This window comes from Flavihumibacter petaseus NBRC 106054 (assembly GCF_000974785.1).
GTDB classification, from domain to species: domain Bacteria; phylum Bacteroidota; class Bacteroidia; order Chitinophagales; family Chitinophagaceae; genus Flavihumibacter; species Flavihumibacter petaseus.
This window is the reverse complement of the sequence record NZ_BBWV01000001.1, coordinates 2,033,115-2,056,245: the sequence shown is the minus strand read 5'-3', so window position 1 is coordinate 2,056,245 and position 23,131 is coordinate 2,033,115. Positions and strand designations below refer to the sequence as shown.

The following is a 23,131-nucleotide window of genomic DNA, read 5'->3' as shown; positions in this document are numbered from 1 at the left end:
ATCCCCCGCATAAGCGGGGGAATATCCATCATTGAACCTTAGAAAACCATCGAAACCATCCAACCATCTTAATATTTAAAAACTGTCCTGATCGAATACAAATCCTGCTTGGTATCATACGACCAGTATTTTGCAATAACTTCTGTCGGGTATCCGTCCCCGTCATATTTATAACTGAAGTCATAGGCCACTGCCTCAGCCCATGCTGCTCCATAAAAATGTTTCCGCTGAACCTTCATGTTGTGCCTTGGCTCATTACTCAGCTGAAAATCCGGTAGGCCCAGGTGTACATAGGGGTTGATTTCAAAGTCATAGGCAAAATTAGCTTCCTCTACACCTCCATTCACCGCCCGGAGTACATCTTCCAAAACTGATCCACCGCGCATCGTCTTACTATAATAATAAGGTTTACCATAGGCCGAATGCTGATACTCTATTTCGGCACGATAGTCCTGTGTGATCCCTGATTGGGTTTCCAGCGGAATATACGAGACAATTGCAGTGGTCGTCTGGCCATCTTTGGATTCAAACATCCGGTTAACTTTTCCGGAAGTGTTGTATTGAAATGACCGTAGACTGATCAGCGCATTTTGCTCGTTGTATGTTTTCTGGCCAGCCAGCTTTCCGTTCTCAACTGTAAATTCATCCCGGTTTGAAATGTAGGGAGTACCGTCATTCCTTTTCAGCCAAAACAGTTTTTCTTTAAGATTTCCGTCTCCATCGTATACAAAATCCGTTTTGGAAACCGCTGTTGAAACACCGCTGACAATCTTGCTTTCAATCGCACTTTTCAGTTTTTTCGCAGCTGCCGCACCGCCAATAGAATAGATTGCCCCTTCTTCAACATCCCTTTTTTCCAGCATGATCTCATCGTAAGTATTCCATTTGGAAACAGAAAGCTGATAGCGGACGGCGTTGGCGGGAAGGGTAACTGCCTGGAGCCCTGCGGGGAGATATAATGCCTGGTACGTCATTTCGTTCTGGCTATCCCAGCTGCGCAGCACCAATTGTACCGGAACACTGTCGTAAACAATGTCACCGATTTTAATAAGCGGGCGAATAAAGATGTGTCTTTCACCAGCGCCGGGATCCTGCTGACGATCGCCAAAACTTCCTTCGGGGTACCCGAAACTTTGCGGCTGATCCGTTGCTGCGACCGGCAGAACATCCATTGCCACCAGTTTTTCTGTCTTCTCACTGAGTACAATGCTGACGCTTAAGGGGTGCGCAACCTGTGTGGCTTTTTCGGAACCCGCGACGGGACTGGCGAAACGCACCCCAAGGTTTGCCTGCCTGATCATCAACGCCGATATGCGGTACTCACCTTTCCCGAGCGTAATGGGCAATGTCCTGTACGTCCCGTTGTGTTCAATTGCCACTTCCTTGTCGGCCACCACCACTTCATTACGCACATTGCGGATGGTTATCATTGCCTTCAGGTCGTGGATCACACCTCCCGCATCAGGGATGGCGTCAAATACCAGGCGGAAGGTTCGCTGCAGCGACGGATCCGTGGGTTCTCCGGGAGGAAGCGGGAGATCATTATCCTTGTTACAGGCAAGGAGGAAGGTCAGCAAAATGCCGGCAACATAAAATGCATACTTTTTCATATTCCAGGTTTATGGTTTAGACATGACGATTTCTGTACGGCAGCAGCCGTAAAAATTTGGTTGTTGATAATTCAGGAATCTTGTTAGGTGAGGTCAGACGATGCGGTCCTTCAGGGCTTTTGCCACTGCCTCACTTTTAGAATTCACCTGCAGTTTTTCGTAAATACTTCTGATGTGTGTGCGTACGGTATCGATCGATATTTTCAAAGCGGCGGCAACCATTTTATAACTGTTGCCATCCACAAGCGACTGTAGAACTTCTTTTTCACGGTCAGACAAATCATAGGTCTTTGTGCTGCCCGACATACCGGCAAACATTTTCAACACCTGTGTGGCGATGGATGCATTCATCGGCGCACCACCCGCATGAACATCCCTGATGGCATTGATGATATTTTCCGGCGAGCTCTTTTTCAGCACATACCCGTTGGCGCCAAAACGGATGGCATCATAAACATTCCTGTTGTCGTCGAATACGGTGAGCATGATGATCTTCACTTCCTGGTGCTTCTCCCGGATGATCCTTACGCCCTCGATACCTGATTTTCCAGGCATATCGATATCCATCAATACCACATCCGGTTGCAGCAGGCTGATATCCTCCGCAGCAGTCTCACAGTTGCCGAATTGTCCGACCACCTCAAATCCCTCCGTCTTGCTCAGTAACAGGGCTACCGTTTTCCGGAGCTGCTCTGCGTCGTCGTATAACAGTACCTTGATCATTATTTAATTGATATATCAAATATACTACCCCCAGGGGCATACCACCAACGCATATTCATGCGAGGGGTACGGTAAGAATAATCCGGGTGCCCTTTCCGGGTGCTGAAACGATGGCAAGGGACCCGCCGGCCTGTTCCGCACGCTGCCGCATGTTCCGCAGGCCGTTTCCCCGGGTAACGGTGGCACCTCCGGCTGCAGCAAAACCCTTTCCGTTGTCGCTGATGGTTACCTGCAGCCTGTTGGCCTGTTTCTGTAGCTGAAAGGTGACGATAGTGCAGGAAGCATATTTGATGATATTGTTCAGCGCTTCCTTGAAGATGAGGAAGATTTCGCGGCGGCCCTCCATGGATATATGAAGTTCCATAACCGCCGGGTCGGCTTCAAACAGATAGTCAATGTGCTGTGGCTCCAGTATAGCTCCTGCAATTTCCTTCATCCTTGCCAGCACTTTTCCCATATGGTCGTTCACCGGGTTGATGCTCCACACGATATCGTCCATAGCCTCCATCATTTGCGTGGTACTCGAGTTGATTGTACTCATATACTCTTTGCCGGAGCGCTCATCAAGCGGCGTCTGCTGCAGGGCAATATTGCTGAGAATATTGATTGTACTGAGTGTAGAACCCATATCGTCGTGGAGGTCCCGCGCCAGGCGACTTCTCACTTTTTCAATTTGCAATAACCGGTGCAGCCGGAGCCGGTGCAGGTAAAATAGCAGCGCGCCGGTAAACAGTGCAATGAGCGCATAAAACCATAAGGTTTTCCAGAAGGGGGGCACGATATGCAGTTGCAGCGCAGTGGTGGAATGTGAATATTGCCCGGCTTCATTTTTTGTCCGCACCAGGAAGCGGTACCTGCCATGGGGCAAAAAATTGTACTGAACGCTTTGGGTTGTTTTAATTGTTGTCCATCCGTCTTCCAGGCCTTCCAGCTGATATTCGTAGGTCAGTTTATCCTGTTGCATAAAACTCAGTGCGGCAAATTCGATAGTGAGGGCACCATAGTGAAAGGGAATGTTGATGACCGGCAACTGCTGCAGTGAATCGGCCCGGAGATATTGCTGATTCAGCTGGAACCCTGTGATGATCACATCGGGCGGAATTTCATCAGCACCGTATTGCGCAGGATCGAATATGATCAGGTGCTGGTTTCCTGCAAATACCAGGCGGTTATCGGTCAGGCGAAAACTGGTTTCGGGTATATAACTATTGTTGTGTATGGTGATGAGGCCGTCACGTTGAGAATAACGCGTAACAATATTTGTTTGGGGATTGAATTTGAATATCCCGCGGATGGTGCCGATCCAGCAATTGCCAAACTTGTCCTTCTGCAATGTCATCGAAGGGCCGGCACCGGAATGTTCCAGGGCAGCCGGCAGCATGATTTTTCCGGTCCGGGTATTCAGCATTGCGGTGGTATCTGATGCCAGCAGCAGGGTCGAATCGTTCCATACAAGAAGGTCTTTAACGCCGGCGATATTGCCACCATGCCTGCCTGTTTCATAGGCCTGAAGCATCTTTTCAGAACGACTGTCGAGGCAGTACACCCCTTTGCTCTGAACAGCTATCCACAGCTTGCCCCCTTCTGCCGCAACCATGCGTGTAATATATCCTCCGAATGAGGCGACCTTCCGGAAGCCGCTGTCCATTTGTCCGGAGGCAGGCTGACGCCAGGCGAACAGGTCACCATTCTGCAGCCCCATCCAGATTGCACCGTTGCTATCAGTCAGCATCTGCCTGATGGTACTGTTCCTAAGCATTGCGGGACGGTGAAGGCTGACTTTTTGAGTACGGGCATTCCAGACCATTAATCGTCCTTCCTGGCAACCGAACCAGATATTACCAGAATGCTTATCTTCTGTCACAGACCAGGCCATGCGGGTGAAATGATCCTGAAGATGGCCAACCTCAACCGGAACAATTCCCGGATCCGCATCCTCGCGGGGATCCATCAGGAAAACGCCGCGCCCCCAGGTGCCGACCCAAAGCCGTTGCCTGCTGTCCTGGAATACCCGGTTAAACGTTCCGCGTGTTTTGTCCTGGCTCAGGATCAGGTGAATATTTTTGAACCGGTTGCCCGATGTATAATAAAGCCCGTTATCGGTTGCGAACCACAGTAAGGCCTCACGGTCTTCCAGTACTGCGGAGACGGTATTAAAATATATGCCGAAAGGATTGTTCCTGGGATCTCTCAGTTCACGGAATGACTTGCCTTCACGGATCCGGAGGCAGTTCAATCCGTAAACGATCGTGGTGCTGTCGGCATAACGCGTGAAATCATATATTTCATAATAGCTGCCATTACCTGCATTGGCGAGCCCAGCCGTATCACCGGTGAACTGGTTGTTCCTGCCATCGAAACAGAGAAAACTCGTTGCTGATTTATCCCAACCCTGGATCCAGTATCTGTTGAAAGGATCAATAAAAAAGTGAGCAATCAAAGTAGGAAGTTTACCGGAAGCCAGGAGAGGATCTTTTTGGGGGTTGTAAGCGGTTGTATAGTATTTCCCGGTTTTGGAATCCCAATAACCCAGTCCATTGTAAGCAGCTATCCAGTACCGTTGTTTTTCGGGGTCTCTGATCACATTGATAATCCGCACAGAATCCGGCAATGTAAAAGGATTGCCACGCAAATTGAATGTTTGCGATGTTTCGTCAAAATACTGGAAAGAACGCCCGTTGATTACCAGGAATACCCGTCCTGAGGCATCCTTATTGAGCCGGAACAGACCAGCATCCAGGCCGGGCTCCCTGTTTTCAAAAGGGATGTTCCGCACGGAAAAGCTTACCGGGTCGAAACTTGAAATGGTTTTCCCGGATCTTATCCATACCCTTTTACTGCAATCAGCAACAATCTGATCCACCCTGTTCGCCAGGATTGTCCGGAACGCAAAGCCATCGTATCGCTGCAATCCTCTTTCCGAGCCGAGCCATAAATAGCCGGCCGGATCCTGCCACAGGCAGAGGATATTGTTGGAAAGAAGACCATCGTTGGTAGAGAGCCGGTTAAATATATAATCCTGGGCGCGCGGAGCCGAAACACAAAGCAGTGCGCAGATGAGCAGTAGCAGACAGCGGAACGCCATGCTTCTAAAATTAACTGATTTTACCTATTGCCTGGTCACATGAACATGCGGGCATTACCGGTTAGCGTCAGGGCTGAATCAATGAAAAAAGCAGTTCAGGTTCGTTGGTCGTGATGTAATCAATTTTCTGTTCGAGCAGTGACCGCATCACGGTAGAATCATTAACCGTCCAGGCATTGGTGGATAGTTTCATTTGCCGGGCTGCGGCTATCCAGCCGGGTTGTTTTTCCAGAACGGAGAAATGGTAATCAAACCCGCTGATGCCGTCGGCTTTCAGCTGTTCGGGGGATTTATCTCCCGTTAGGTAACTAACACTTGCTTTCGGATCAAGCTGGCGGACAAGTTTGCACGCGTCATAATCAAAGGAGATATAGTCCACCCACTTGCCGGCGTGTAATGATTTTACAAGCTCAACGGATCGCTTCGTCAGTTCAAGTGTACGTTCTTTTCCTGCGGAAGATGCTTTGATCTCGTAAATCAGCTTTGTTTTCTTCTGGGTAATGCCCTCACGCAGGTATGCCTCTGCTGTGGGGATCGATTCACCATTCGGCAGTTTCTGAGCGAGTAATTCGGGGTAGTTACTGGCGGCTATATCCATCCCCATGAATTTAGGATCATGGTTTACGACGATCATATCGTCCTTCGTAAGGTGTACATCGAACTCCGAACCGAAACAACCCAGCCTGATCGCTTCCCGGAGGGAGGCAATGGAGTTTTCCGGCAAAGCATTTTTCTTCCAGGCGCCGCGATGGGCGATCACGGGATTATCAGCCCATTTTGCATCGTCTGGCATAACCGTTGGTTCATTTCCCAAATGTAAAAAGCTGAGCGATAAAAGGAGGATCCGGATGGATGTAAACATATTACCTGTTTAGACGCAGCAAAAGTAAATGCAATCCATTTACCCCTTCATTAAGAAATTGCTTTTTGCCGGGGTAAGACGGCACTCACCCCGGCATGCATCCTGTTTCAGCATTTTATTAGTCCTCACGGCTACCATCACCCGCCATTCTGACCATTTTAGGCGTGAACATAGCGATAGTGTCGACCAGGTCAGTTTGCGCTGACATTACCTGGCGGATATCTTTATATGCCATCGGTGCTTCATCTGTTCCCGCACCGATCAGCGTCACCTCATTGGCTTTTAGTTCGGCACGCATCGCTTCACGGGTAATTTTTTTGACCGCTTGTGTCCGGCTCATCTGGCGGCCTGCTCCGTGAGAAGCAGAGTTGATGGCCGCAGCCTCTCCTTTTCCGCGCACCAGGAAGCCTGGAGCTGTCATGCTTCCGGGAATGATACCCATCACGCCTTTTCCTGCGGGGGTGGCGCCTTTCCGGTGAACGATCACCTCCTCACCGTTCAGTATTTCCTTCCAGGCGAAATTGTGGTGGTTTTCCACCTTTCCCAAGAGGCCGGCACCGACGGACTGCAACATTTTCCGGTGAATCACGGCATGGCAGGCGGAAGCATAGTCACCCGCCAGGTTCATGGCGAGCCAGTATTCCTGTCCGGCTTCGCTGTCCAGGTCTAGCCAGGCCAGGTTTGCTGCCTCAGGCGGCAGCGGACAGATCGATTTTGCCAGCCGGGTATAATGTCCGGCAATGGTAGCACCCAGACCTCTTGATCCTGAATGGGTCAGAAAGGCCAGGTATTGCCCTTTTTCGATTCCCAGCTCCGCATCGCTTTCAGCAAAATCAATTACACCCCATTCGGCAAAGTGGTTTCCACCACCGGAAGTTCCCAGCTGCGCTGCTGCCCGCTCTTTCAGGCCCCGGAGCAATCCGGTGATCTGGAAGGTTTCATTCTCAAGCACCGCGTGGTCAATCTTTTCACGGCCTTTGAACCCATTTCCAGCTCCGAATTTGGTTTGTGCGATCAGTTCCCTTTTGAATCTGGCTTCGTTGGCACGGAAAAACTCAACCGGTATATCCGTGATGGACAATGCCATTCTGCAACCGATGTCTACCCCAACACCATAGGGAATAACTGCATTCCGTGTAGCGAGCACGCCACCGATGGGAAGTCCATAGCCCTGGTGCGCATCAGGCATCAAAGCTCCCGCAATGGTGATAGGCAATTTCATGGCGGTAGTCATCTGGGTGGTCGCACCGGCTTCAATAAATTCCGGTCCGTATACAGCAAACGCATCCGGATTGCCGACCAGGGGAATGGTCGTGTCCACGGCGGCATTCGCCGCTTCCACCATGGCCTGCGCAACTGATTTCCATTCCGGATCATCCAGGAAGCTTTCAGGATACTCATTCAGTTTGGTCAGCAGGCCCAGCAAGGTCGCTGCATCTGTTGTAACACTCGCTGCCTGCGTCAGGATCATTCCGATTATTTTTCCTTCGGTAAAACCAATTGCTTTCAGGGCTTCTCCGTTTACTTTCTTTTCCATTATTATAAGATTGATATCGATATACAAATATTGTTCTGGAAGTATGCACGTGATCTGCGCAGTTGGATAAAAAAATAAAACAATTTTTACATGCTGATAATCTGCGTGTTACACAACCATTTCGGCAGCCTTGAACTAACTGAAAATGAACTGCGCAGATCTATTGCGCAGTAACAATCCAATTTGCCCTAAATTCAAACCCTGAACCTTAACCCTGGCTGAAATGGCTATCCACAAACTGGCGCTGATCCGATACAAGACCCTTGATGAATGCTTCCGGAATAGAATCCGTAAATGGACCCTTGAGGACCTGGTCAGCAAAGTAAGCCAGGTGATATATGATGCAGAAGGTATCGAAAATGGTATCAGCCGGCGGACCATCCAGGCGGATATCCAGGTGATGCGCAGCAGCAAACTGGGTTACAATGCGCCGATCATTGTACAGGATAAAAAGTACTATTGTTATGATGACCCGGCTTTCACGATCGTGAAAAACCCTGTGAACAAAGCGGATGTCAGCAAGATGAAGGAAATCGTGGGGCTGCTGAAACAATTTTCCGGATTCAACTATTTCAACGAATTCAATGAGCTGGTTACCCGCCTGGAGAACCATGTGAATAAAACAGCCGCCAGCAGTACAGACTGCATCCAGTTTGAGTACAATCAACTGCTCCGGGGCCTGACGCACCTCAATCCACTGTACCAGGCTGTCTTTCATAAAAGGGCGTTGCTGCTGGAATACCAGTCTTTCAAGGCAACGATTCCACAGCAACAGATCTATTTCCCCTACCTGCTGAAAGAGTACCGGAACCGCTGGTTCCTGATCTGCCGGACGAAAAAATCAACACAACTGATAACACTGGCATTGGACAGGATCATTACATTCCAGGAATTGCCTTACGAACCTTTCCAGGCATACGAAGGAATTCCCTTTGACCGGTATTACAGTGACCTCATTGGTGTGACCAAGTCAGAAAGAGACCGACCTTTCCGGGTGATCCTTGAAGTGGATGCCAGTAACGCACCTTATATAAAGACCAAGCCGCTTCACGCTTCGCAACGCGTGGAAAGGGAAGACGCCGGCGGGATGATCATCCGCCTCGATGTTGTGCTCAATTTTGAGCTGGAAAGAGAAATACTGGGTTTCGGAGAAAGCATCAAAGTACTTGCACCCCGGATACTGCAGTCAAGGATCCGTAAGAGAATTACCGCAATGGCGAAGTGTTATGCGCCACCAGTACCACATGCCTGATGTTCGACCGGTTATAGGTGTAAGTGATATGTACTTTACCATCGCGCGTCTGGATCACCGAAGGATAACTGAATTCGCCGGTGGCCTGGTCTTCCAGAACGGCAACATCGTTCCAGTTTCTCCCGTCAACGGCAACCGCTACCCGCAGTTTTGTTCTGCCCTCCCACCATTCTTTACCGGGTATATCAGGGTTATAAACGATCAGCTGCCGCCCGTCCAGGAGCGTGATGGCATCAGTACCCGAATTCGGATTCAGCAGATTTGATTTTTCAAGGGGGCTCCAGGTAACGCCATTGTCATTGGACCAGCTCTGCACTACAGCGCCCTGTTTACTCCTGCACAAGAGTTGCAGTGTACCATCTTTATGTTTTAGAATGCTTGGCTGAATGACGTCGAAACTGCTTTGCGGATCGATAGGCAGGATGGTCCAGGTGCGGCAGGTATCTTTGGAAATTTCGAGGTGAATGCGCCACCGGTCATCTTTAGACTCAGTGCTTGAGGGCGAAAGAATCACGCCGTTTTCCAATTGTACCGGCTTGTTCTTGATGGGTCCCAGGACGCCTTCGGGTAAACGAATTGGCCTGCTCCAGGCTTTTCCTCCATTGGCGGACTGCAAACCATAACCCCACCATTCGCGCGGGTTGGGCCCAACCTTATAAAAAAGATAAATCATGCCTGACTGATCCCGGAACAGGACAGGATTCCAGGTGGGAAATCGCAATGAGTCATTCACTTTTCCATCGGCAACTTTTTCAGGAGCAGTGTAACCTTTTTTCATTTGGCGCCAGGTCCAGATCGCTACATCAGGCTTCCCTTCACCCGTTCCCCCAAAACAGGAAAACAATAATTCGCCGGTCCCGGTTTCCACCAGCGTTGAGGCATGGCAGCTCTGAAAGGGTGCCTGGTGCAGCATCAGTTCGGAACGTTCCACCTTCCATCCCGGCTGGCCAAATCCATTAAAAAAACATATAAGGGCAACTCCCAGGCAGGCTATTCTTGAAGTCATGCGTTAAAGTTATCGATGCCTTCAGTAAAAATACGGATGACATTTTCTGAAATTTGATGCAAATTACCGCGCCGATATTGGCGAACCTAAACCCTTCAGACTATGATCGACAAACCCCTGTCCGAATTTAACCGGGACATTACGTTGAAAACCGCTATTGAAATGACGGAGCGTTATCGCAAACACATGCCGGAAGTTCTTACCCGTGATTTTGCGGAGAAGAAAGTGTTGCCCATCAGGGAAACATTCAGGAAAGAAGTTGTCATGGCTATTCTTGATCAGCCGGGCTGTATCGGATTACGCACCTATTACGGCATGGACGAAAACATGCTGGTCCATCAGATCCTGGTTGGCGTAAATGAAAAGGAAGAAGACATGCTTCCTACAGGCGACCAGGCAGAACTTTCCACTGCCGGCATTGCCGAAGACGCCAAACGATGCCCTGATCTATGCTGGCCTCCCTCACTATTATACCCATAAGCTTTGAACACTTTCATCATCAACGAGATCTCTTCCTATAGCGTGGTAGTGCCTGCTATTACCGGGTTGATCCTGTGCACCCGGATACAGGCAGAGCACTATCCCTTTTTGTTCTGCCTGCTGGCAGGTGTAGTCAATGAATTGTATAGTGAGGTTTTAAGTCATAGCGGCACCAACATGAATTATAACACCAACCTGTATGTGTTGCTGGAAGGCTGTTTACTGTTGTGGCAATTCCAGCGTTGGCAATTGTTCCGCCGATGGGAAAAGGGATTTGCCATCCTGCTGGGCAGCATCGTACTGGCCTGGGCGCTGGATTGGCTATACGTGGGAACCCTGGGAAGGATCTTTTCCTATTACCGGATCTACTACAGCTTCATTATCGTCCTGGTAGCCATCACCTGCCTGAACCGCCTGTTGCTTTCCGCGCATGACAGATTACTGGAAAATCCTGTATTCCTGCTTTGCATTGCGTTCATCCTTTATTTCATGATGAAAATACTTGTGGAAGCCTTCTGGGTTTATGGGCTGAACAATACCGCCGCCTTCAGGAAGAAAGTATATGTGATCCACGACCTGATCAACATCTTTACCAATATCGTGTTTGCTTATGCCCTGGTCTGGATGCGGAAAAAACAGCCCTATTCACTCCGCTTTTAAACCTTATTGTTCCTTGTACTCAATGGAAGCCATGTTATTTCCGTCTTCAGACGAAGGCTCAAAATTTACGGTGATGCCTGAAGAAAAGGCCCCGCCGGCGTACCGGTTTTTCAGCATAACGGGTTCACTTCCTCCGCCAGGTGCCTTGTACACTGCTGTAATTGTATAACGGCCAATCGGAATGTCGGGCAGTTTATAAGTATTGGCGACCTCATGGATCACAATCACAGCGCCCTGTGAGCCATCAATTAAGGGCCCGTCGGGCGTAAGGGTGTATTCAATATTTTCTGAATCGAATAAACTGCTGCCGACAGCCCTTGTCAGCAATATCGTTCCGCCATAATTACCTGTAAGTGGCGCTTTCCTGGCACCGGACAGTTTCCAGTGAAAATTCCTGACTCCCCCTTCCTGGGTAAAACCTTCCGGGGTATCGGAATCGAGGTACAGGTCATATTCCTTGTTATTATAGGTCTTATGCAAGATTGCATAGGCCATCCATGCGCCGAAAGACAGGCTCACGGAATATTTACCCTGGTCATCCGTCACCGATTGGATATAGGAGTTTGGCAGATAGGTATTGTCGATTACGATCTCCACCTGCGACAGTGGATTTCCTTTTGTATCATAAACCTGTCCTTTTACAAAACCCTTCTCTTCAGCATCCGACGGCTTTTCTTCATCTTTTTCACATCCATAGAACAGCGGCAATGCAGCAATAGCCGTAGCGAGCAACAGCTTACAATTAACAGACATAACTTTGATTTAGTACGGATAAAAATATTTACACAGGAATCTCATTGCCCCTGACCGGTACGGAAATGCCTGCTGCGTTAGCTGAACTGCCGTTAAACGCTGCTGTATTTCGCTTTCCGGGTTTAAAAAGAACTGCATAAATTGAAATACAAGGATGGAAAAAATCAAAATCAACCTGGATATCCTCTTACCGGACATTCCGGATGAAAAGGACGCCTGTGTACAGCGGATAATTGACGAGCTGCAGGGACGGCAGGGCATAGATGCCGTTCATATTGTGGAACCGGACGATACCTCAGGGGCAAGGTTGTGTTTTCATTATAATCCTGCTGTCATTACAGTAGAGAAAGTACAGGCGCTCGCCCGCCAGGCAGGCGCAAAGATCACTGACCGGTTTCATCACCTGCTGGTAGAAGTGGAGGGCATCAGGCATCAGCGCCAGACCCGTCCCGTCGAAATGGCTTTGAAAAGAACTCGCGGTATCCTGGCGGTGTCTGCGTCTGGCAGTGGCATGATCATGATCGAATATGACCGTCAGATCATCGGGGCGGACAGGGTCCGTCAACTGATCGGGGCTGAAGGATTGAACATCCTGTCAGTAGAAGATGCCCACCGGAACGGCAAACCGGAACCTGCATATGATCATCCTCATAAACATGATCATCCCCATGAACATCAGCATGGTCATAGCGGTGCTTTCGGGAAGCATTCCGAACTTATTTTCAGCATACTTTGCGGCATGTTGCTGGCAGTGGGATTTGGCATTGGTTTCATTTCCGGCCTTCCCGGATGGATTCCCGTGGCATTGTACGCAACTGCTTATTTTTTCGGTGGGTATTATACTGCAGGTGAAGCCTGGCATGCGATCCGTCATGGTGGGTTTGAAATTGATTTCCTGATGCTGGTAGCAGCCCTGGGTTCAGCGATCCTGGGCAATTGGGCCGAAGGGGCGTTATTGCTGTTCCTTTTCAGCCTGGGCCACGCGCTGGAACATTTTGCCATGGAGAAGGCCAGGAAATCCATTGCTGCACTGACCGAGCTTGCTCCAAAAACCGCCCTGCTCAAAGTGGATGGCCATACCAGCGAAGTGAATATCGATTCCCTTCAGCCAGGCAATGTGATCATTGTCCGCCCGCATACCCGCGTTGCCGCTGACGGTATTGTCATTGGCGGCAACAGCAGTGTGAATCAGGCCCCGATTACCGGTGAAAGCATCCCGGTCGACAAGGAAGCATTTCATGATGCTTCAGTTACACCGGAAATGGCTGCAAAACTGGAGGACCGGTTCAAAGTGTTCGCAGGTACTATCAATGGCAATGAATTACTCGAGATCAGGGTTACCCGCAACTCCGGAGACTCAACCCTGGCCCGCCTGGTCAGGATGGTCAATGAAGCGCAGACGCAAAAATCGCCTACCCAGCAATTCGCGGACAAGCTGGAAAAGTATTATGTGCCGATCATCCTGATCCTGGTGGTTGTGCTCTGTTTTGCATTCCTGGTAGTGAACGAACCATTCAGTGCGAGTTTTTACCGGGCAATGGCGGTGCTTGTGGCAGCGTCTCCCTGCGCACTGGCGATTTCAACCCCGAGTGCCGTTCTCAGCGGCGTTGCCAGGGCTGCGAGAGCGGGCGTGCTCATCAAGGGCGGCAAGCCCCTGGAAGATCTCGGAAATCTTTCTGCCATGGCATTTGATAAAACCGGTACGCTGACAGAAGGCAAACCCCACCTGACTGCTGTGGTTTCTTTCAATGGCAACGGGGAGACAGCTTTATTACAGGCTGCTGTAGCAGTAGAGGCGTTAAGTGATCATCCGATTGCTAAAGCAGTGGTCAGAGACGGGAAATCAAAACTGAACGGATTGCCGGTTCCTGAAGCAACCGACCTGGAGGCAGTATTGGGCAAGGGAGTTAAGGCGTCATGGCAGGGCGACAATGTTTACATGGGCAACCTCGCCCTGTTCGAGTCTATGGATGGAATCCATCCTTCATCGGAAGTGGTGAGCACAGTTCGCGAGCTGGAGCAGCAGGGCAATACCACGATGCTCTTGCGAAAAAATGATCGCTATGACGGCGTGCTCGCCGTTATGGATACTCCCCGTCCGGAAGCCAAAAACGCATTGGCCGAACTGCGAAAAGCCGGCATCAAGAAAATGGTGATGCTTTCGGGGGACAATCAGCAAGTAGCTGAAGCAGTCGGGAAGGAAATCGGCATCACACAGGTTATGGGGAGCCTGCTGCCGGAACAAAAAGTAGCAGCTGTCAGGCAGCTTAAAGATGAATTAAAAGCTGTTGCCATGGTAGGCGATGGCGTGAACGATGCTCCGGCAATGGCGAACAGCACGGTTGGAATAGCCATGGGTGCGGCGGGATCACAGGTGGCCCTTGAAACTGCAGATATCGCCCTGATGGGCGACAAACTTTCCTTACTCCCTTTCGCTATCGGTCTGAGCCGGAAAGCCAGCCGCATTATCAAACAGAACCTGGTGATCAGCATGGGCATGGTGGTTATCCTGATCCCACTGACATTATCAGGAATTGCGTCCCTGGGGCCGGCAGTATTGGGACATGAGGGATCTACGCTGGTAGTGGTTTTGAATGCCTTGCGCCTGCTCGCTTACAAACAGGAGTCTGTTTAATGATCCTTGATTTTACACTCACGAAGTAACGAGCACATTATCCGCAAACTTCTTCGAAACAGTCGTCTGATGTCCTTTCTTAAAACTTACGATCAGTGAATGGTCAAAGGCGATTTGTTCCAGCACTTTGATCTTAGTACCGATCCCGACATCAATCTGGTGAAGGTATTGCAGGAACTCAGAGGAGGAATCCTTTACGCCGACCACCTGGCAGGTTACACCCATTTCCATTTCAGACAACATCAGCCGTTTGGCTTCCTTCAGCTCACCGGTAGCTGATGGAATAGGGTCACCGTGCGGGTCGTACTTAGGATACCCCAGGTATTTTTCCAGTCTTTCCGTGAGCTTTTCAGATTGTATATGTTCCAGCTGTTCCGCAACCTCATGCACTTCATCCCAGGTAAACTGGAGTTTATCATGCAGAAAGACCTCCCATAACCGGTGCTTCCGGATGATCTGGATGGCAACCTGGCGGCCGGTTTTGGTCAGCGTTACGCGTTTGTATTTCTGATAGGTAACCAGCTTTTTAACAGTGAGTTTCCTGAGCATGTCAGACACGCTGGGCGGCTTGGTATTGATCCGTACGGCAATCTCGTTGGTGGAAGTATCAAAAGAAGGACTGCGTTCCGAGAGTGCATAGATCGCCTTAATATAGTTTTCTTCAGTCTGACTAAGCTGCATCGCCCTGTTTTGCGCTAAGGTAGGTTTTTGAAACCATGCACTGCGAAGGACCGGATTTATGGAAAACTAAAAATCAAGTTAGGCTTATCTAACTTTTGTATTAGATTTGTATGTCTTATTCGAACAGGGTAATATGGAAAAAATACCAATACGCATTGCCTGTGTCTTACTGGTGCTGATCACAGGGATAGCCGCCTGCGATAAACTGATGCCGGGCGTTCCTGCTGATGACAGCATCCTGGATGGGCCGGTTGAAGGCCTGTCGCCGGAACAATCCGCACAATTCATTCGCGGTGATTTTGCGTTCAACGACGAGATCTTTACCCCGGAGACCGGGCTGGGACCGCTTTTTGTCGCTACTTCCTGTGGCACCTGTCATGCCGGTGATGGAAAGGGCCATCCTTTTACCACCCTTACACGTTTTGGTCAGAAAGACAGCACCGGGAACCAGTTCCTGGGCCATGGCGGACCACAATTACAACAACGAGCAATTATTAATTATCAGCCTGAATCGCTGCCGGAAGGCGCTACCTTTTCCAGATTTACCCCGCCCGCCAATACAGGGTTGGGTTTTCTGAATGCGGTTTCAGATGCTGATCTCCTGGCACTGGCTGACCCCGACGATGCCGATGGCGATGGCATTTCCGGCCGCCCGAACTGGATCCATGTTCCTGCTTATATCCAGCCAAAACCCGGCAGCATTACCCGGGCTAACAAATACATCGGTCGTTTCGGTAAAAAAGCAGCAGCGCATGACCTGCTTCACCAGACGGTGCTGGCGTACAACCAGGATATCGGGATTTGTTCCTCCTACGAGCCTTACGATACCTATCATCACCAGGAAATAGACCCGGAAATCAGCAACCAGACGGTACTGGATGTGGTCGCTTACCTCGCCATGCTGAAGGCACCCATACAACGGGATCCGCAACATCCCGAAGTACAGGCCGGGAAAAAGATCTTTATTGACCTCGGCTGCGGAAAGTGCCATACGCCGGAACTCAAAACAGGCACATCTCCCATTGCAGCGCTTTCGCAGAAAACTTTTGCGCCTTATTCAGATCTGTTGATGCACGATATGGGACCCGACCTTGATGACGGGTACACCGAAGGTAGTGCGGCCACCGCCGAATGGCGAACACCTCCTTTATGGGGACTGGGCCTGTCGAAAAAAGCCCAGGGCGGACAGTATTTCCTGCTGCATGACGGGCGCGCGCAAAGTATTGAGACAGCCATCACGGCACACGGCGGGGAAGCTGCCGCAAGCAGGTCGGCATTCATTGCCCTTGATGCCACATCAAAGGCCCGTTTACTGAAATTTCTTGAGTCACTATAAATCAAACCTTTTTCGCAATTCATGAACAGAAGAAAATTTTTATCCAGAGGATGCGCTGCGTGCCTCGCTGCAGGGGGTATCGGCAGTATGCTCGCTTCCTGCGCGCCGATGTCAAATGTTTCAGGAAGGCTGGAAGAAAATGGACTGCTGGTGGACACAGATGCCTTCCGGATTGTGCAGAACGGGAAAACAACCGCATGGCGCGCCTATATCGTCGTCAGAAATGAGGCACTCAAATTTCCTGTCTGCATCTACCGCTTCAGCGAAAACGACTACAGTGCCCTGTGGATGCAATGCGCCCACCAGGGAGCTGAGGTGCAGGTAGCTGGAGACTATTTGCATTGTCCCGCTCACGGCAGTGAATACGACAACCGCGGCCGCGTTACCAATGGCCCGGCAGAGACCAATCTCAGGACGTTTCCCGTTTCCGTATCCAGCAATCAACTCTTCATTGACCTCCGGAAAAGATGAAAAATTTTCTCATAGCAACTACTATCTTCCTGATCACCAGTAAGGCAAAAGCCCAGATTGATCCGGAACTGCTGCGTAATCCGCAGACTAAAACCGATTCAGTCAGGATGAATATGGATGCGGTGTACAGCCGGCCGTTCATGCAGCTGGGAAAACTCCCCGTAGCGCTGGGGGGGTATATCGAGGCGAACTATCAATACCTGAATGAGAATGGTGTGTCAGAAGGTCACCAGTTCCAGATGCGCCGGCTAACGTTTTTTGTTTCCTCCACGATTTCGAAACGGATCAAATTCCTTACGGAGATAGAGTTTGAAGATGGCACCAAGGAGATCAATATTGAGTTTGCATCAGTTGACCTGGAAATCGTTCCATTGCTGAACCTGCGCGGAGGCGTTGTAATGAATCCGATCGGCGCTTTCAATCAGAATCATGACGGCCCCAAATGGGAATTTGTTGACCGGCCGATTGCTGCAACACAAATGCTGCCTGCCACCTGGAGTAATGTCGGCTTCGGCATTTATGGCAAAAAATACAATAAAAACTGGGTGTACGGGTATGAACTCTACCTGACCAATGGGTTTGATGACAAGATTATCTCCAACAGTGAAAACCGGACCTTTCTGCCGGCAACCAAAATGAACCGGGATCGCTTTGAAGAAAGCTTTAACGGCATTCCGCTCTTTACCGGCAAGGTTGCCATCAAGAACAGGAAGATAGGAGAACTGGGCATTTCGTATATGGGCGGCGTCTATAATAAATTCCGTGACGAAGGCATCACACTCGACAAAAAAAGAAAGCTGAATGTTTTTGCAGTTGATTTCAACTCAACCCTTCCCCGACTGAATACAGTGATAACCGGCGAGTGGGCCTGGGTGAACGTTGACATGCCGGACAACTATACGGAACAGTTTGGAAGGAAGCAACAGGGCGGTTTTGTGGACTTCGTACAACCGGTCGTCAAAAGGCCGATGTTCGGTTTTGAGCAGGCCGTTCTGAATGCAGCTTTGAGAGTTGAATACGTTGACTGGAATAAAGGAACATTTAAGTCAACCGGAGGTAATATAGCAGACGACCTCTTTTCCCTGGTGCCGGCCATCAGCTGGCGGCCTACCCCTCAAACGGTATTCCGGATCAATTACCGGTATAACTGGCAGCATGACCTGCTGGGTAATCCGCCCTCGCATCTTGCAGCATTCCAGGTTGGCTTCTCCACCTATTTCTGATCAATTCATAACCTGAATAAGCAGGGAAGCGTGTGTAGAGTTGTTAAAGGCATAAATAATCGCCTGGCCAGTTATCGGAATTTTCCATTACTTTAATGAAAGTAACCGATTGCGAAACACAGACTATGGGATTGGAAAAAGACATTACGATCTATGATATTGCCGATAAGCTGGGCGTCTCCCCATCGACTGTCAGCCGGGCCCTGAAAAATCACACATCCATTGGCAGTGCAACCCGTAAAAAGATTCTTGCTGCGGCTCATGATCTCGGATACCGGGCAAATACTTTTGCCAGCAACCTCCGCCGCCAGCGGACGAACACCCTGGGCATTATGGTTCACGAACTGCGCAGTAGTTTTATTACTTCTGTTCTGTCAGGTATTGAAAACATCGCAGCAGAAACCAATTATGATCTGATTATTACCCACTCCTCCGAAAACGCCGCAAAAGAAGCCGCAAACGCGGAAAACCTTTTTCACAAAAGAGTAGACGGCCTTATCGCTTCGCTGTCATTTGATACAAAAGACCTTAATCATTTCCGCAAATTTTTCGATAAAGGATTGCCTGTCATATTTTTTGACCGTGTATTTGAACAGGGTGAGGGAACAAAAGTAATTATCGACAACTACAGGGCAGGATATAACGCAACCTCCCATCTCATTGAACAGGGGTGCCGCCGCATCGCCCATATAACTTCCTCGCTTAGCCGAAATGTATATTCCGAACGCTTCAGGGGATACAGCGCTGCACTAAGGGAAAACAATATTCCATATGAAGATAATCTCCTTGTAGTGGACAGCCTGTCGGAAGAAGCTGCGGTACGGTCTGCCAATGCCATACTGGCCATCAGTCCGGCTGTTGATGCTGTTTTTATCACCAACGATATGTGTGCTGCTGTCGTCATGCAAGTGATAAAAGAAGCCGGGTTGCGCATCCCTGAAGACATTGCGATCATTGGTTTTAATAACGATATGATCGGTAAAGTCACCAATCCAAAACTAAGTACGATCGATTATCCGGGCTTCCAGATCGGGCAGGTTGCAGCAAGACAGATCATTCACCATCTTCAGGGTATCACAGACATCAACATGACAAATACCATTATCATCAACTCGGAGCTCGTGATCAGAGGCTCTTCCCTCAAAAAACAGACCTGAGCTGATCATTGTGAGGAAGACGCATTGTCGATTCCCTGACCAGCAAGTCAGCATGCAGGATCACCTTGTTGGTCGCCTGCAGGCTCGATTTTCCGGTAAGGTGATTTAACAGGTAGGTGGCGGCCGTTGCCCCTATCTGGTAAGCGGGGTAATTGATAGTCGTAATATTGGGCTGCATCAATCGCGATATGGGGTCGTTGTTAAAGCCTGCAACCGCAATATCACCGGGAATTGATAGTCCCCGTTCCCGGAAAGCCGTTAAACAGGCTGCAGCACTCATATCGTTTGCTGCAAATAGTGCATCCGGCCTCCCGTCCATTTCCAGTATACGATTGGCAATATCCGGAGCCGATAGTTCCGTCAGGTCGCTATGCAACACGAGTTCCTCATCAAATGGAATACCTGCTTCGAGCAATGCCATCTTATAGCCGCTTAGCCGTTCACGGTAAACAAATCGTTTTACATTACCGGTCAGATGAACAATCCTTTTACAGCCCTGCCCGATGAGATGCATCGTGATCGCATGGGCAGCCTGCGCATTATCTATGATGATGCAGGGTTGACTAGAACCTGAAGGAACCTGATCAAAAAAGACCACCGGGATGCCCCGATCGGTCAGGATCCTGAAATCAATATCAGTTTCCTGTTCGGATGACAACGCAGCCATCAAACCATCCACGCGGGAATTGAAAAGCGTCCTGATATTGGCAATCTCCTTTGCCGGAGATTCAAGTGACTGCACAATAATAAGGGAATACCCGGCATCAGAAGCCATTTTTTCCATGGCGGAAATAGCGGTCGACATGAAATTACTATTCAGCCGGGGAACCACTACGCCGATGGTATTAGTGGTTCGTTTTCTCAGGTTGCTGGCAAACCTGTTGGACCGGTAACCCATAGCCTCTGCCGCAGCCCTGATCTTCTTTTTGGTATTGCTGTTGATGGCAGGATTGTCTTTAAGCGCCCTGCTTACCGTGGCAGCTGATAAACCAAGCTTCTCCGCAATATCATAGATGGTAACTTCTCCGCTCATTCCTGCAAGTTGGTGAAATTTGCAGTTCTGCCGCCAAAATCTCTGCAATCGGTTGCATATCTGGATTACTTTCGTAAATTCAGGAGCATGAAGCGATTGCCCAAGGTCATTTTGACTATCCTGTTAACTTTTTCGATTTGGGTGCCTGCTATTGCACAAGGTAATCTTGTCGCTTCCTCGCCTGCTGAAGGCCACTATCCGCTTTTTGACAAAACCCTGCCGGCAGCCATCTGGGCAGACAGTAACGACCATGAAGTCGTCACCACCGCCACTGAACTTCTTAATAATGATCTCAGGTATGTCAGTGGCCGTGAGCCAGTTCTTTCCCGTTCCCTATCTTCGCCACCCCCCGGTCGTTTTGCAGTAATTATCGGTTCTGCCGATAAATCGGCCCTGATAGCCATGCTGATCAGAACAGGCAAACTCAGGCTCGACAGCCTCACTGGTAAATGGGAGGGATATCTCATTTGCACGGTGGACCATCCTGTTCCCGGCCTGGAAAAAGCACTGGTAATAACCGGAAATGATCGCCGCGGAACAGCTTATGGCATTTTCGAACTATCTAAGGCATGCGGAGTTTCTCCCTGGTACTGGTGGGCGGACGTGCCCGTCAAGCGGCAGGACCAGCTATACCTGAACAGCAGATGGTTTAAAGCGGATGCTCCGCGCGTGCGCTACAGGGGAATCTTTCTAAATGATGAAGCACCTGCGCTGGCCAACTGGACGCGCAAAACTTTCGGCGGCTTTAATCACCGGTTGTATGAAAAGGTATTTGAACTTATTCTCCGGCTAAGAGGAAACTATATCTGGCCAGCCATGTGGGGCAATGCATTTTATGCAGATGATCCCGAAAATATACGCGCAGCGGAAAAATTTGCCATGGTAATCGGAACATCGCACCACGAGCCCCTGATGCGCGCACATGATGAATGGCGTCGTTTCGGGAAAGGCGCGTGGAATTATGACAGCAATGCCGCTCGTCTGAAAATGTTCTGGAAAGCTGGCATGGAACGCGCCACCAATGAAAAAATCGTAACCGTAGGCATGCGTGGCGACGGTGATGAACCGATGACGCAGGGAACAGCAATTGCTCTGCTGGAAAGAATTGTTGCAGACCAGCGGGAAATCATATCTGCAGCTACCGGCAAACAGGCGTCAGAAACCCCGCAACTCTGGGCATTGTACAAGGAGGTCCAGGCCTATTACGATAAAGGCATGCGGGTTCCCGATGATATCACACTCTTATTGTGTGACGATAACTGGGGAAACATCCGCAGGCTTCCGCCAGCCGGAACGGCTTCCCGAAAAGGCGGCTATGGCATTTATTATCATTTCGATTACGTAGGTGACCCCAGGAACTATAAATGGCTGAACACCAACAATATCGCCAAGGTGTGGGAACAGATGCATCTCGCGTGGGAATACCAGGCCAGGCAGATCTGGATTGTAAATGTCGGAGATCTGAAGCCAATGGAATATCCCATCCAGTTCTTCCTGGATTACGCCTGGGATCCACCTGCAATTGACGCCGATGACCTGCGTGGTCATGCGCAGCAATGGGCATCATCAATATTTGGCAGGGAACATGGCAAGGATGTTGGAGATCTGCTGTGGCACTATAGCATACTATCTGCACATCCCAAACCGGAACTACTTCATGCAGGCACTTATAGCCTCCTTCATTACAGCGAGGCCGAACGCGTGCTGCAGGCCTGGCGCAATATCCGTAGCCAGGCAAGAACCATCGCACTCCTGTTGCCGAAAGAAACCTCCAGCGCTTACTTTCAACTCGTATTACACCCCATTGAGGCCAGGTGTAATCTCCAGGAGATGTACCACGCGGTTGCGTTGAACCAACTATACGCCGCCACCAACGATCAGCGGGTAAACCAGATGGCAGACAGTGTCAGATGGTACTATCGCGAGGATTCACTCCTTACGCGCAGTTATCACGCGCTGAATGGTGGCAAATGGGATCACTTCATGGATCAGACCCATATCGGATACACCTACTGGCAACAGCCTGAAGCCAACAGTATGCCGCAGGTTTCCATCAATACTACCGGGATTCCTGTCAGCAGACCGGTGATGACTGCATCATCTTTGCCTGCTCCTGATCAATACAGCTTTCTTGCAGCCCGGTTCAACCTGCAGAAAAATGGCAAGCGCGTTCACTGGAAAAAAATAGACGGTATCGGCCGCGAGGGAGCAGCCATGACAACATTCCCCGTTACCATTTCACCAGCTGATGACAGTTGCTGGCTGGAATATAATTTTACGGCCGCACCCGCTGACAGCCTGACAGCAACACTATATTTTTCGCCAACGCTTGATTTCCCGGACCGCGGCGGACTCCGTTATGCCGTTTCAGTTGACGGCGGCCCTGAGCGGCAACTGGTCTTCAATCCACATCCGGTGCCGCAGCAGGAATGGGAGAGATGGGTAGCCGAAAACATTATCCGCAATGAATTTCCACTCGGTAAGATGCGAAAAGGGAAACACACGTTCCGATACCGTCCGCTCGATCCGGGCATCCTCCTGCAAAAGGTGATCATCCACCCCGGCACAGTTCCGCCGAGCCTTATGGGTGCACCGCCTTCGCCACCTCAATAAAAAACAAATCTTAA

Annotated in this window: 18 protein-coding genes; 9 read left to right on the top strand and 9 right to left on the bottom strand. The window is 49.8% G+C overall.

What is annotated here, in order from left to right:
- Positions 1-68: 68 nt before the first annotated feature.
- From FPE01S_RS08590 to FPE01S_RS08570, 5 genes are all read right to left on the bottom strand, one after another.
- Positions 69-1,610, bottom strand: a complete 1,542-nt coding sequence (locus FPE01S_RS08590) for a hypothetical protein (protein WP_046368307.1) — start codon at positions 1,608-1,610, stop codon at positions 69-71.
- A 93-nt stretch (positions 1,611-1,703) separates the two neighbouring features.
- Positions 1,704-2,333: a response regulator transcription factor gene (locus FPE01S_RS08585; protein WP_046368306.1), complete on the bottom strand. Its 630-nt coding sequence runs from the start codon at positions 2,331-2,333 to the stop codon at positions 1,704-1,706.
- Positions 2,334-2,388: 55 nt separating this feature from the next.
- On the bottom strand, positions 2,389-5,418 hold the full coding sequence (locus tag FPE01S_RS08580; RefSeq protein WP_046368305.1) for a ligand-binding sensor domain-containing protein: 3,030 nt from the start codon (positions 5,416-5,418) through the stop codon (positions 2,389-2,391).
- A gap of 67 nt (positions 5,419-5,485) precedes the next feature.
- On the bottom strand, positions 5,486-6,280 hold the full coding sequence (locus FPE01S_RS08575) for a glycerophosphodiester phosphodiesterase (RefSeq protein ID WP_217998178.1): 795 nt from the start codon (positions 6,278-6,280) through the stop codon (positions 5,486-5,488).
- A 118-nt stretch (positions 6,281-6,398) separates the two neighbouring features.
- Positions 6,399-7,817, bottom strand: coding sequence for an RtcB family protein (locus FPE01S_RS08570; RefSeq protein WP_046368304.1), 1,419 nt, complete (start codon positions 7,815-7,817; stop codon positions 6,399-6,401).
- A gap of 223 nt (positions 7,818-8,040) precedes the next feature.
- Between FPE01S_RS08570 and FPE01S_RS08565 the strand changes: the two genes are divergently transcribed.
- Positions 8,041-9,069, top strand: a complete 1,029-nt coding sequence (locus tag FPE01S_RS08565) for a helix-turn-helix transcriptional regulator (protein WP_046368303.1) — start codon at positions 8,041-8,043, stop codon at positions 9,067-9,069.
- Here the strand turns inward: FPE01S_RS08565 and FPE01S_RS08560 are convergent.
- Positions 9,023-10,075, bottom strand: a complete 1,053-nt coding sequence (locus FPE01S_RS08560; protein ID WP_046368302.1) for a sialidase family protein — start codon at positions 10,073-10,075, stop codon at positions 9,023-9,025. The two genes, FPE01S_RS08565 and FPE01S_RS08560, sit on opposite strands and share 47 nt — an antisense overlap.
- A 102-nt stretch (positions 10,076-10,177) precedes the next feature.
- Between FPE01S_RS08560 and FPE01S_RS24755 the strand changes: the two genes are divergently transcribed.
- Both FPE01S_RS24755 and FPE01S_RS08550 read left to right on the top strand, forming a co-directional pair.
- Positions 10,178-10,555, top strand: coding sequence for a hypothetical protein (locus FPE01S_RS24755; protein ID WP_052955617.1), 378 nt, complete (start codon positions 10,178-10,180; stop codon positions 10,553-10,555).
- 3 nt (positions 10,556-10,558) lie between these two features.
- Positions 10,559-11,215: a hypothetical protein gene (locus FPE01S_RS08550; RefSeq protein ID WP_046368301.1), complete on the top strand. Its 657-nt coding sequence runs from the start codon at positions 10,559-10,561 to the stop codon at positions 11,213-11,215.
- Positions 11,216-11,218: 3 nt separating this feature from the next.
- Here the strand turns inward: FPE01S_RS08550 and FPE01S_RS08545 are convergent, their stop codons facing one another.
- Complete coding sequence (locus FPE01S_RS08545; protein ID WP_052955616.1) at positions 11,219-11,968, bottom strand: carboxypeptidase-like regulatory domain-containing protein; 750 nt, start codon at positions 11,966-11,968, stop codon at positions 11,219-11,221.
- A 154-nt stretch (positions 11,969-12,122) separates the two neighbouring features.
- Between FPE01S_RS08545 and FPE01S_RS08540 the strand changes: the two genes are divergently transcribed.
- On the top strand, positions 12,123-14,603 hold the full coding sequence (locus FPE01S_RS08540; protein WP_046368300.1) for a heavy metal translocating P-type ATPase: 2,481 nt from the start codon (positions 12,123-12,125) through the stop codon (positions 14,601-14,603).
- 18 nt (positions 14,604-14,621) lie between these two features.
- Here FPE01S_RS08540 and FPE01S_RS08535 read toward each other — a convergent pair whose 3' ends face one another.
- Positions 14,622-15,284, bottom strand: a complete 663-nt coding sequence (locus tag FPE01S_RS08535) for a metal-dependent transcriptional regulator (RefSeq protein ID WP_046368299.1) — start codon at positions 15,282-15,284, stop codon at positions 14,622-14,624.
- A gap of 133 nt (positions 15,285-15,417) precedes the next feature.
- Between FPE01S_RS08535 and FPE01S_RS08530 the strand changes: the two genes are divergently transcribed.
- From FPE01S_RS08530 to FPE01S_RS08515, 4 genes are all read left to right on the top strand, one after another.
- Positions 15,418-16,620 carry a di-heme oxidoredictase family protein gene (locus FPE01S_RS08530; RefSeq protein WP_157473935.1) on the top strand — a complete coding sequence of 401 codons (1,203 nt, stop codon included), beginning with the start codon at positions 15,418-15,420 and terminating at the stop codon, positions 16,618-16,620.
- Between the two features lie 21 nt (positions 16,621-16,641).
- On the top strand, positions 16,642-17,091 hold the full coding sequence (locus FPE01S_RS08525; protein WP_046368298.1) for a Rieske (2Fe-2S) protein: 450 nt from the start codon (positions 16,642-16,644) through the stop codon (positions 17,089-17,091).
- The gene (locus tag FPE01S_RS08520) at positions 17,088-18,314 is read left to right on the top strand and encodes a hypothetical protein (RefSeq protein ID WP_046368297.1); all 1,227 of its coding nucleotides are present in this window, start codon (positions 17,088-17,090) and stop codon (positions 18,312-18,314) included. Before FPE01S_RS08525 ends, FPE01S_RS08520 begins: the two co-directional genes overlap by 4 nt.
- A gap of 125 nt (positions 18,315-18,439) precedes the next feature.
- Complete coding sequence (locus tag FPE01S_RS08515; RefSeq protein ID WP_046368296.1) at positions 18,440-19,471, top strand: LacI family DNA-binding transcriptional regulator; 1,032 nt, start codon at positions 18,440-18,442, stop codon at positions 19,469-19,471.
- On the opposite strand, the gene FPE01S_RS08510 is transcribed toward FPE01S_RS08515, so the two are convergent.
- Positions 19,455-20,504: a LacI family DNA-binding transcriptional regulator gene (locus FPE01S_RS08510; RefSeq protein ID WP_046368295.1), complete on the bottom strand. Its 1,050-nt coding sequence runs from the start codon at positions 20,502-20,504 to the stop codon at positions 19,455-19,457. The genes FPE01S_RS08515 and FPE01S_RS08510 overlap by 17 nt on opposite strands.
- Before the next feature lie 87 nt (positions 20,505-20,591).
- Between FPE01S_RS08510 and FPE01S_RS08505 the strand changes: the two genes are divergently transcribed.
- Positions 20,592-23,117: a glycosyl hydrolase 115 family protein gene (locus FPE01S_RS08505; RefSeq protein WP_052955681.1), complete on the top strand. Its 2,526-nt coding sequence runs from the start codon at positions 20,592-20,594 to the stop codon at positions 23,115-23,117.
- Positions 23,118-23,131 lie beyond the last annotated feature (14 nt).

What these genes read in the sequence shown, in the direction of transcription:
- FPE01S_RS08590 (WP_046368307.1), bottom strand. Translation starts at nt 1,610, where the DNA reads ATGAAAAAGTATGCATTTTATGTTGCCGGCATTTTGCTGACCTTCCTC.
- FPE01S_RS08585 (WP_046368306.1), bottom strand. Translation starts at nt 2,333, where the DNA reads ATGATCAAGGTACTGTTATACGACGACGCAGAGCAGCTCCGGAAAACG.
- FPE01S_RS08580 (WP_046368305.1), bottom strand. Translation starts at nt 5,418, where the DNA reads ATGGCGTTCCGCTGTCTGCTACTGCTCATCTGCGCACTGCTTTGTGTT.
- FPE01S_RS08575 (WP_217998178.1), bottom strand. Translation starts at nt 6,280, where the DNA reads ATGTTTACATCCATCCGGATCCTCCTTTTATCGCTCAGCTTTTTACAT.
- FPE01S_RS08570 (WP_046368304.1), bottom strand. Translation starts at nt 7,817, where the DNA reads ATGGAAAAGAAAGTAAACGGAGAAGCCCTGAAAGCAATTGGTTTTACC.
- FPE01S_RS08565 (WP_046368303.1), top strand. Translation starts at nt 8,041, where the DNA reads ATGGCTATCCACAAACTGGCGCTGATCCGATACAAGACCCTTGATGAA.
- FPE01S_RS08560 (WP_046368302.1), bottom strand. Translation starts at nt 10,075, where the DNA reads ATGACTTCAAGAATAGCCTGCCTGGGAGTTGCCCTTATATGTTTTTTT.
- FPE01S_RS24755 (WP_052955617.1), top strand. Translation starts at nt 10,178, where the DNA reads ATGATCGACAAACCCCTGTCCGAATTTAACCGGGACATTACGTTGAAA.
- FPE01S_RS08545 (WP_052955616.1), bottom strand. Translation starts at nt 11,968, where the DNA reads ATGTCTGTTAATTGTAAGCTGTTGCTCGCTACGGCTATTGCTGCATTG.
- FPE01S_RS08540 (WP_046368300.1), top strand. Translation starts at nt 12,123, where the DNA reads ATGGAAAAAATCAAAATCAACCTGGATATCCTCTTACCGGACATTCCG.
- FPE01S_RS08535 (WP_046368299.1), bottom strand. Translation starts at nt 15,284, where the DNA reads ATGCAGCTTAGTCAGACTGAAGAAAACTATATTAAGGCGATCTATGCA.
- FPE01S_RS08530 (WP_157473935.1), top strand. Translation starts at nt 15,418, where the DNA reads ATGGAAAAAATACCAATACGCATTGCCTGTGTCTTACTGGTGCTGATC.
- FPE01S_RS08525 (WP_046368298.1), top strand. Translation starts at nt 16,642, where the DNA reads ATGAACAGAAGAAAATTTTTATCCAGAGGATGCGCTGCGTGCCTCGCT.
- FPE01S_RS08520 (WP_046368297.1), top strand. Translation starts at nt 17,088, where the DNA reads ATGAAAAATTTTCTCATAGCAACTACTATCTTCCTGATCACCAGTAAG.
- FPE01S_RS08515 (WP_046368296.1), top strand. Translation starts at nt 18,440, where the DNA reads ATGGGATTGGAAAAAGACATTACGATCTATGATATTGCCGATAAGCTG.
- FPE01S_RS08510 (WP_046368295.1), bottom strand. Translation starts at nt 20,504, where the DNA reads ATGAGCGGAGAAGTTACCATCTATGATATTGCGGAGAAGCTTGGTTTA.
- FPE01S_RS08505 (WP_052955681.1), top strand. Translation starts at nt 20,592, where the DNA reads ATGAAGCGATTGCCCAAGGTCATTTTGACTATCCTGTTAACTTTTTCG.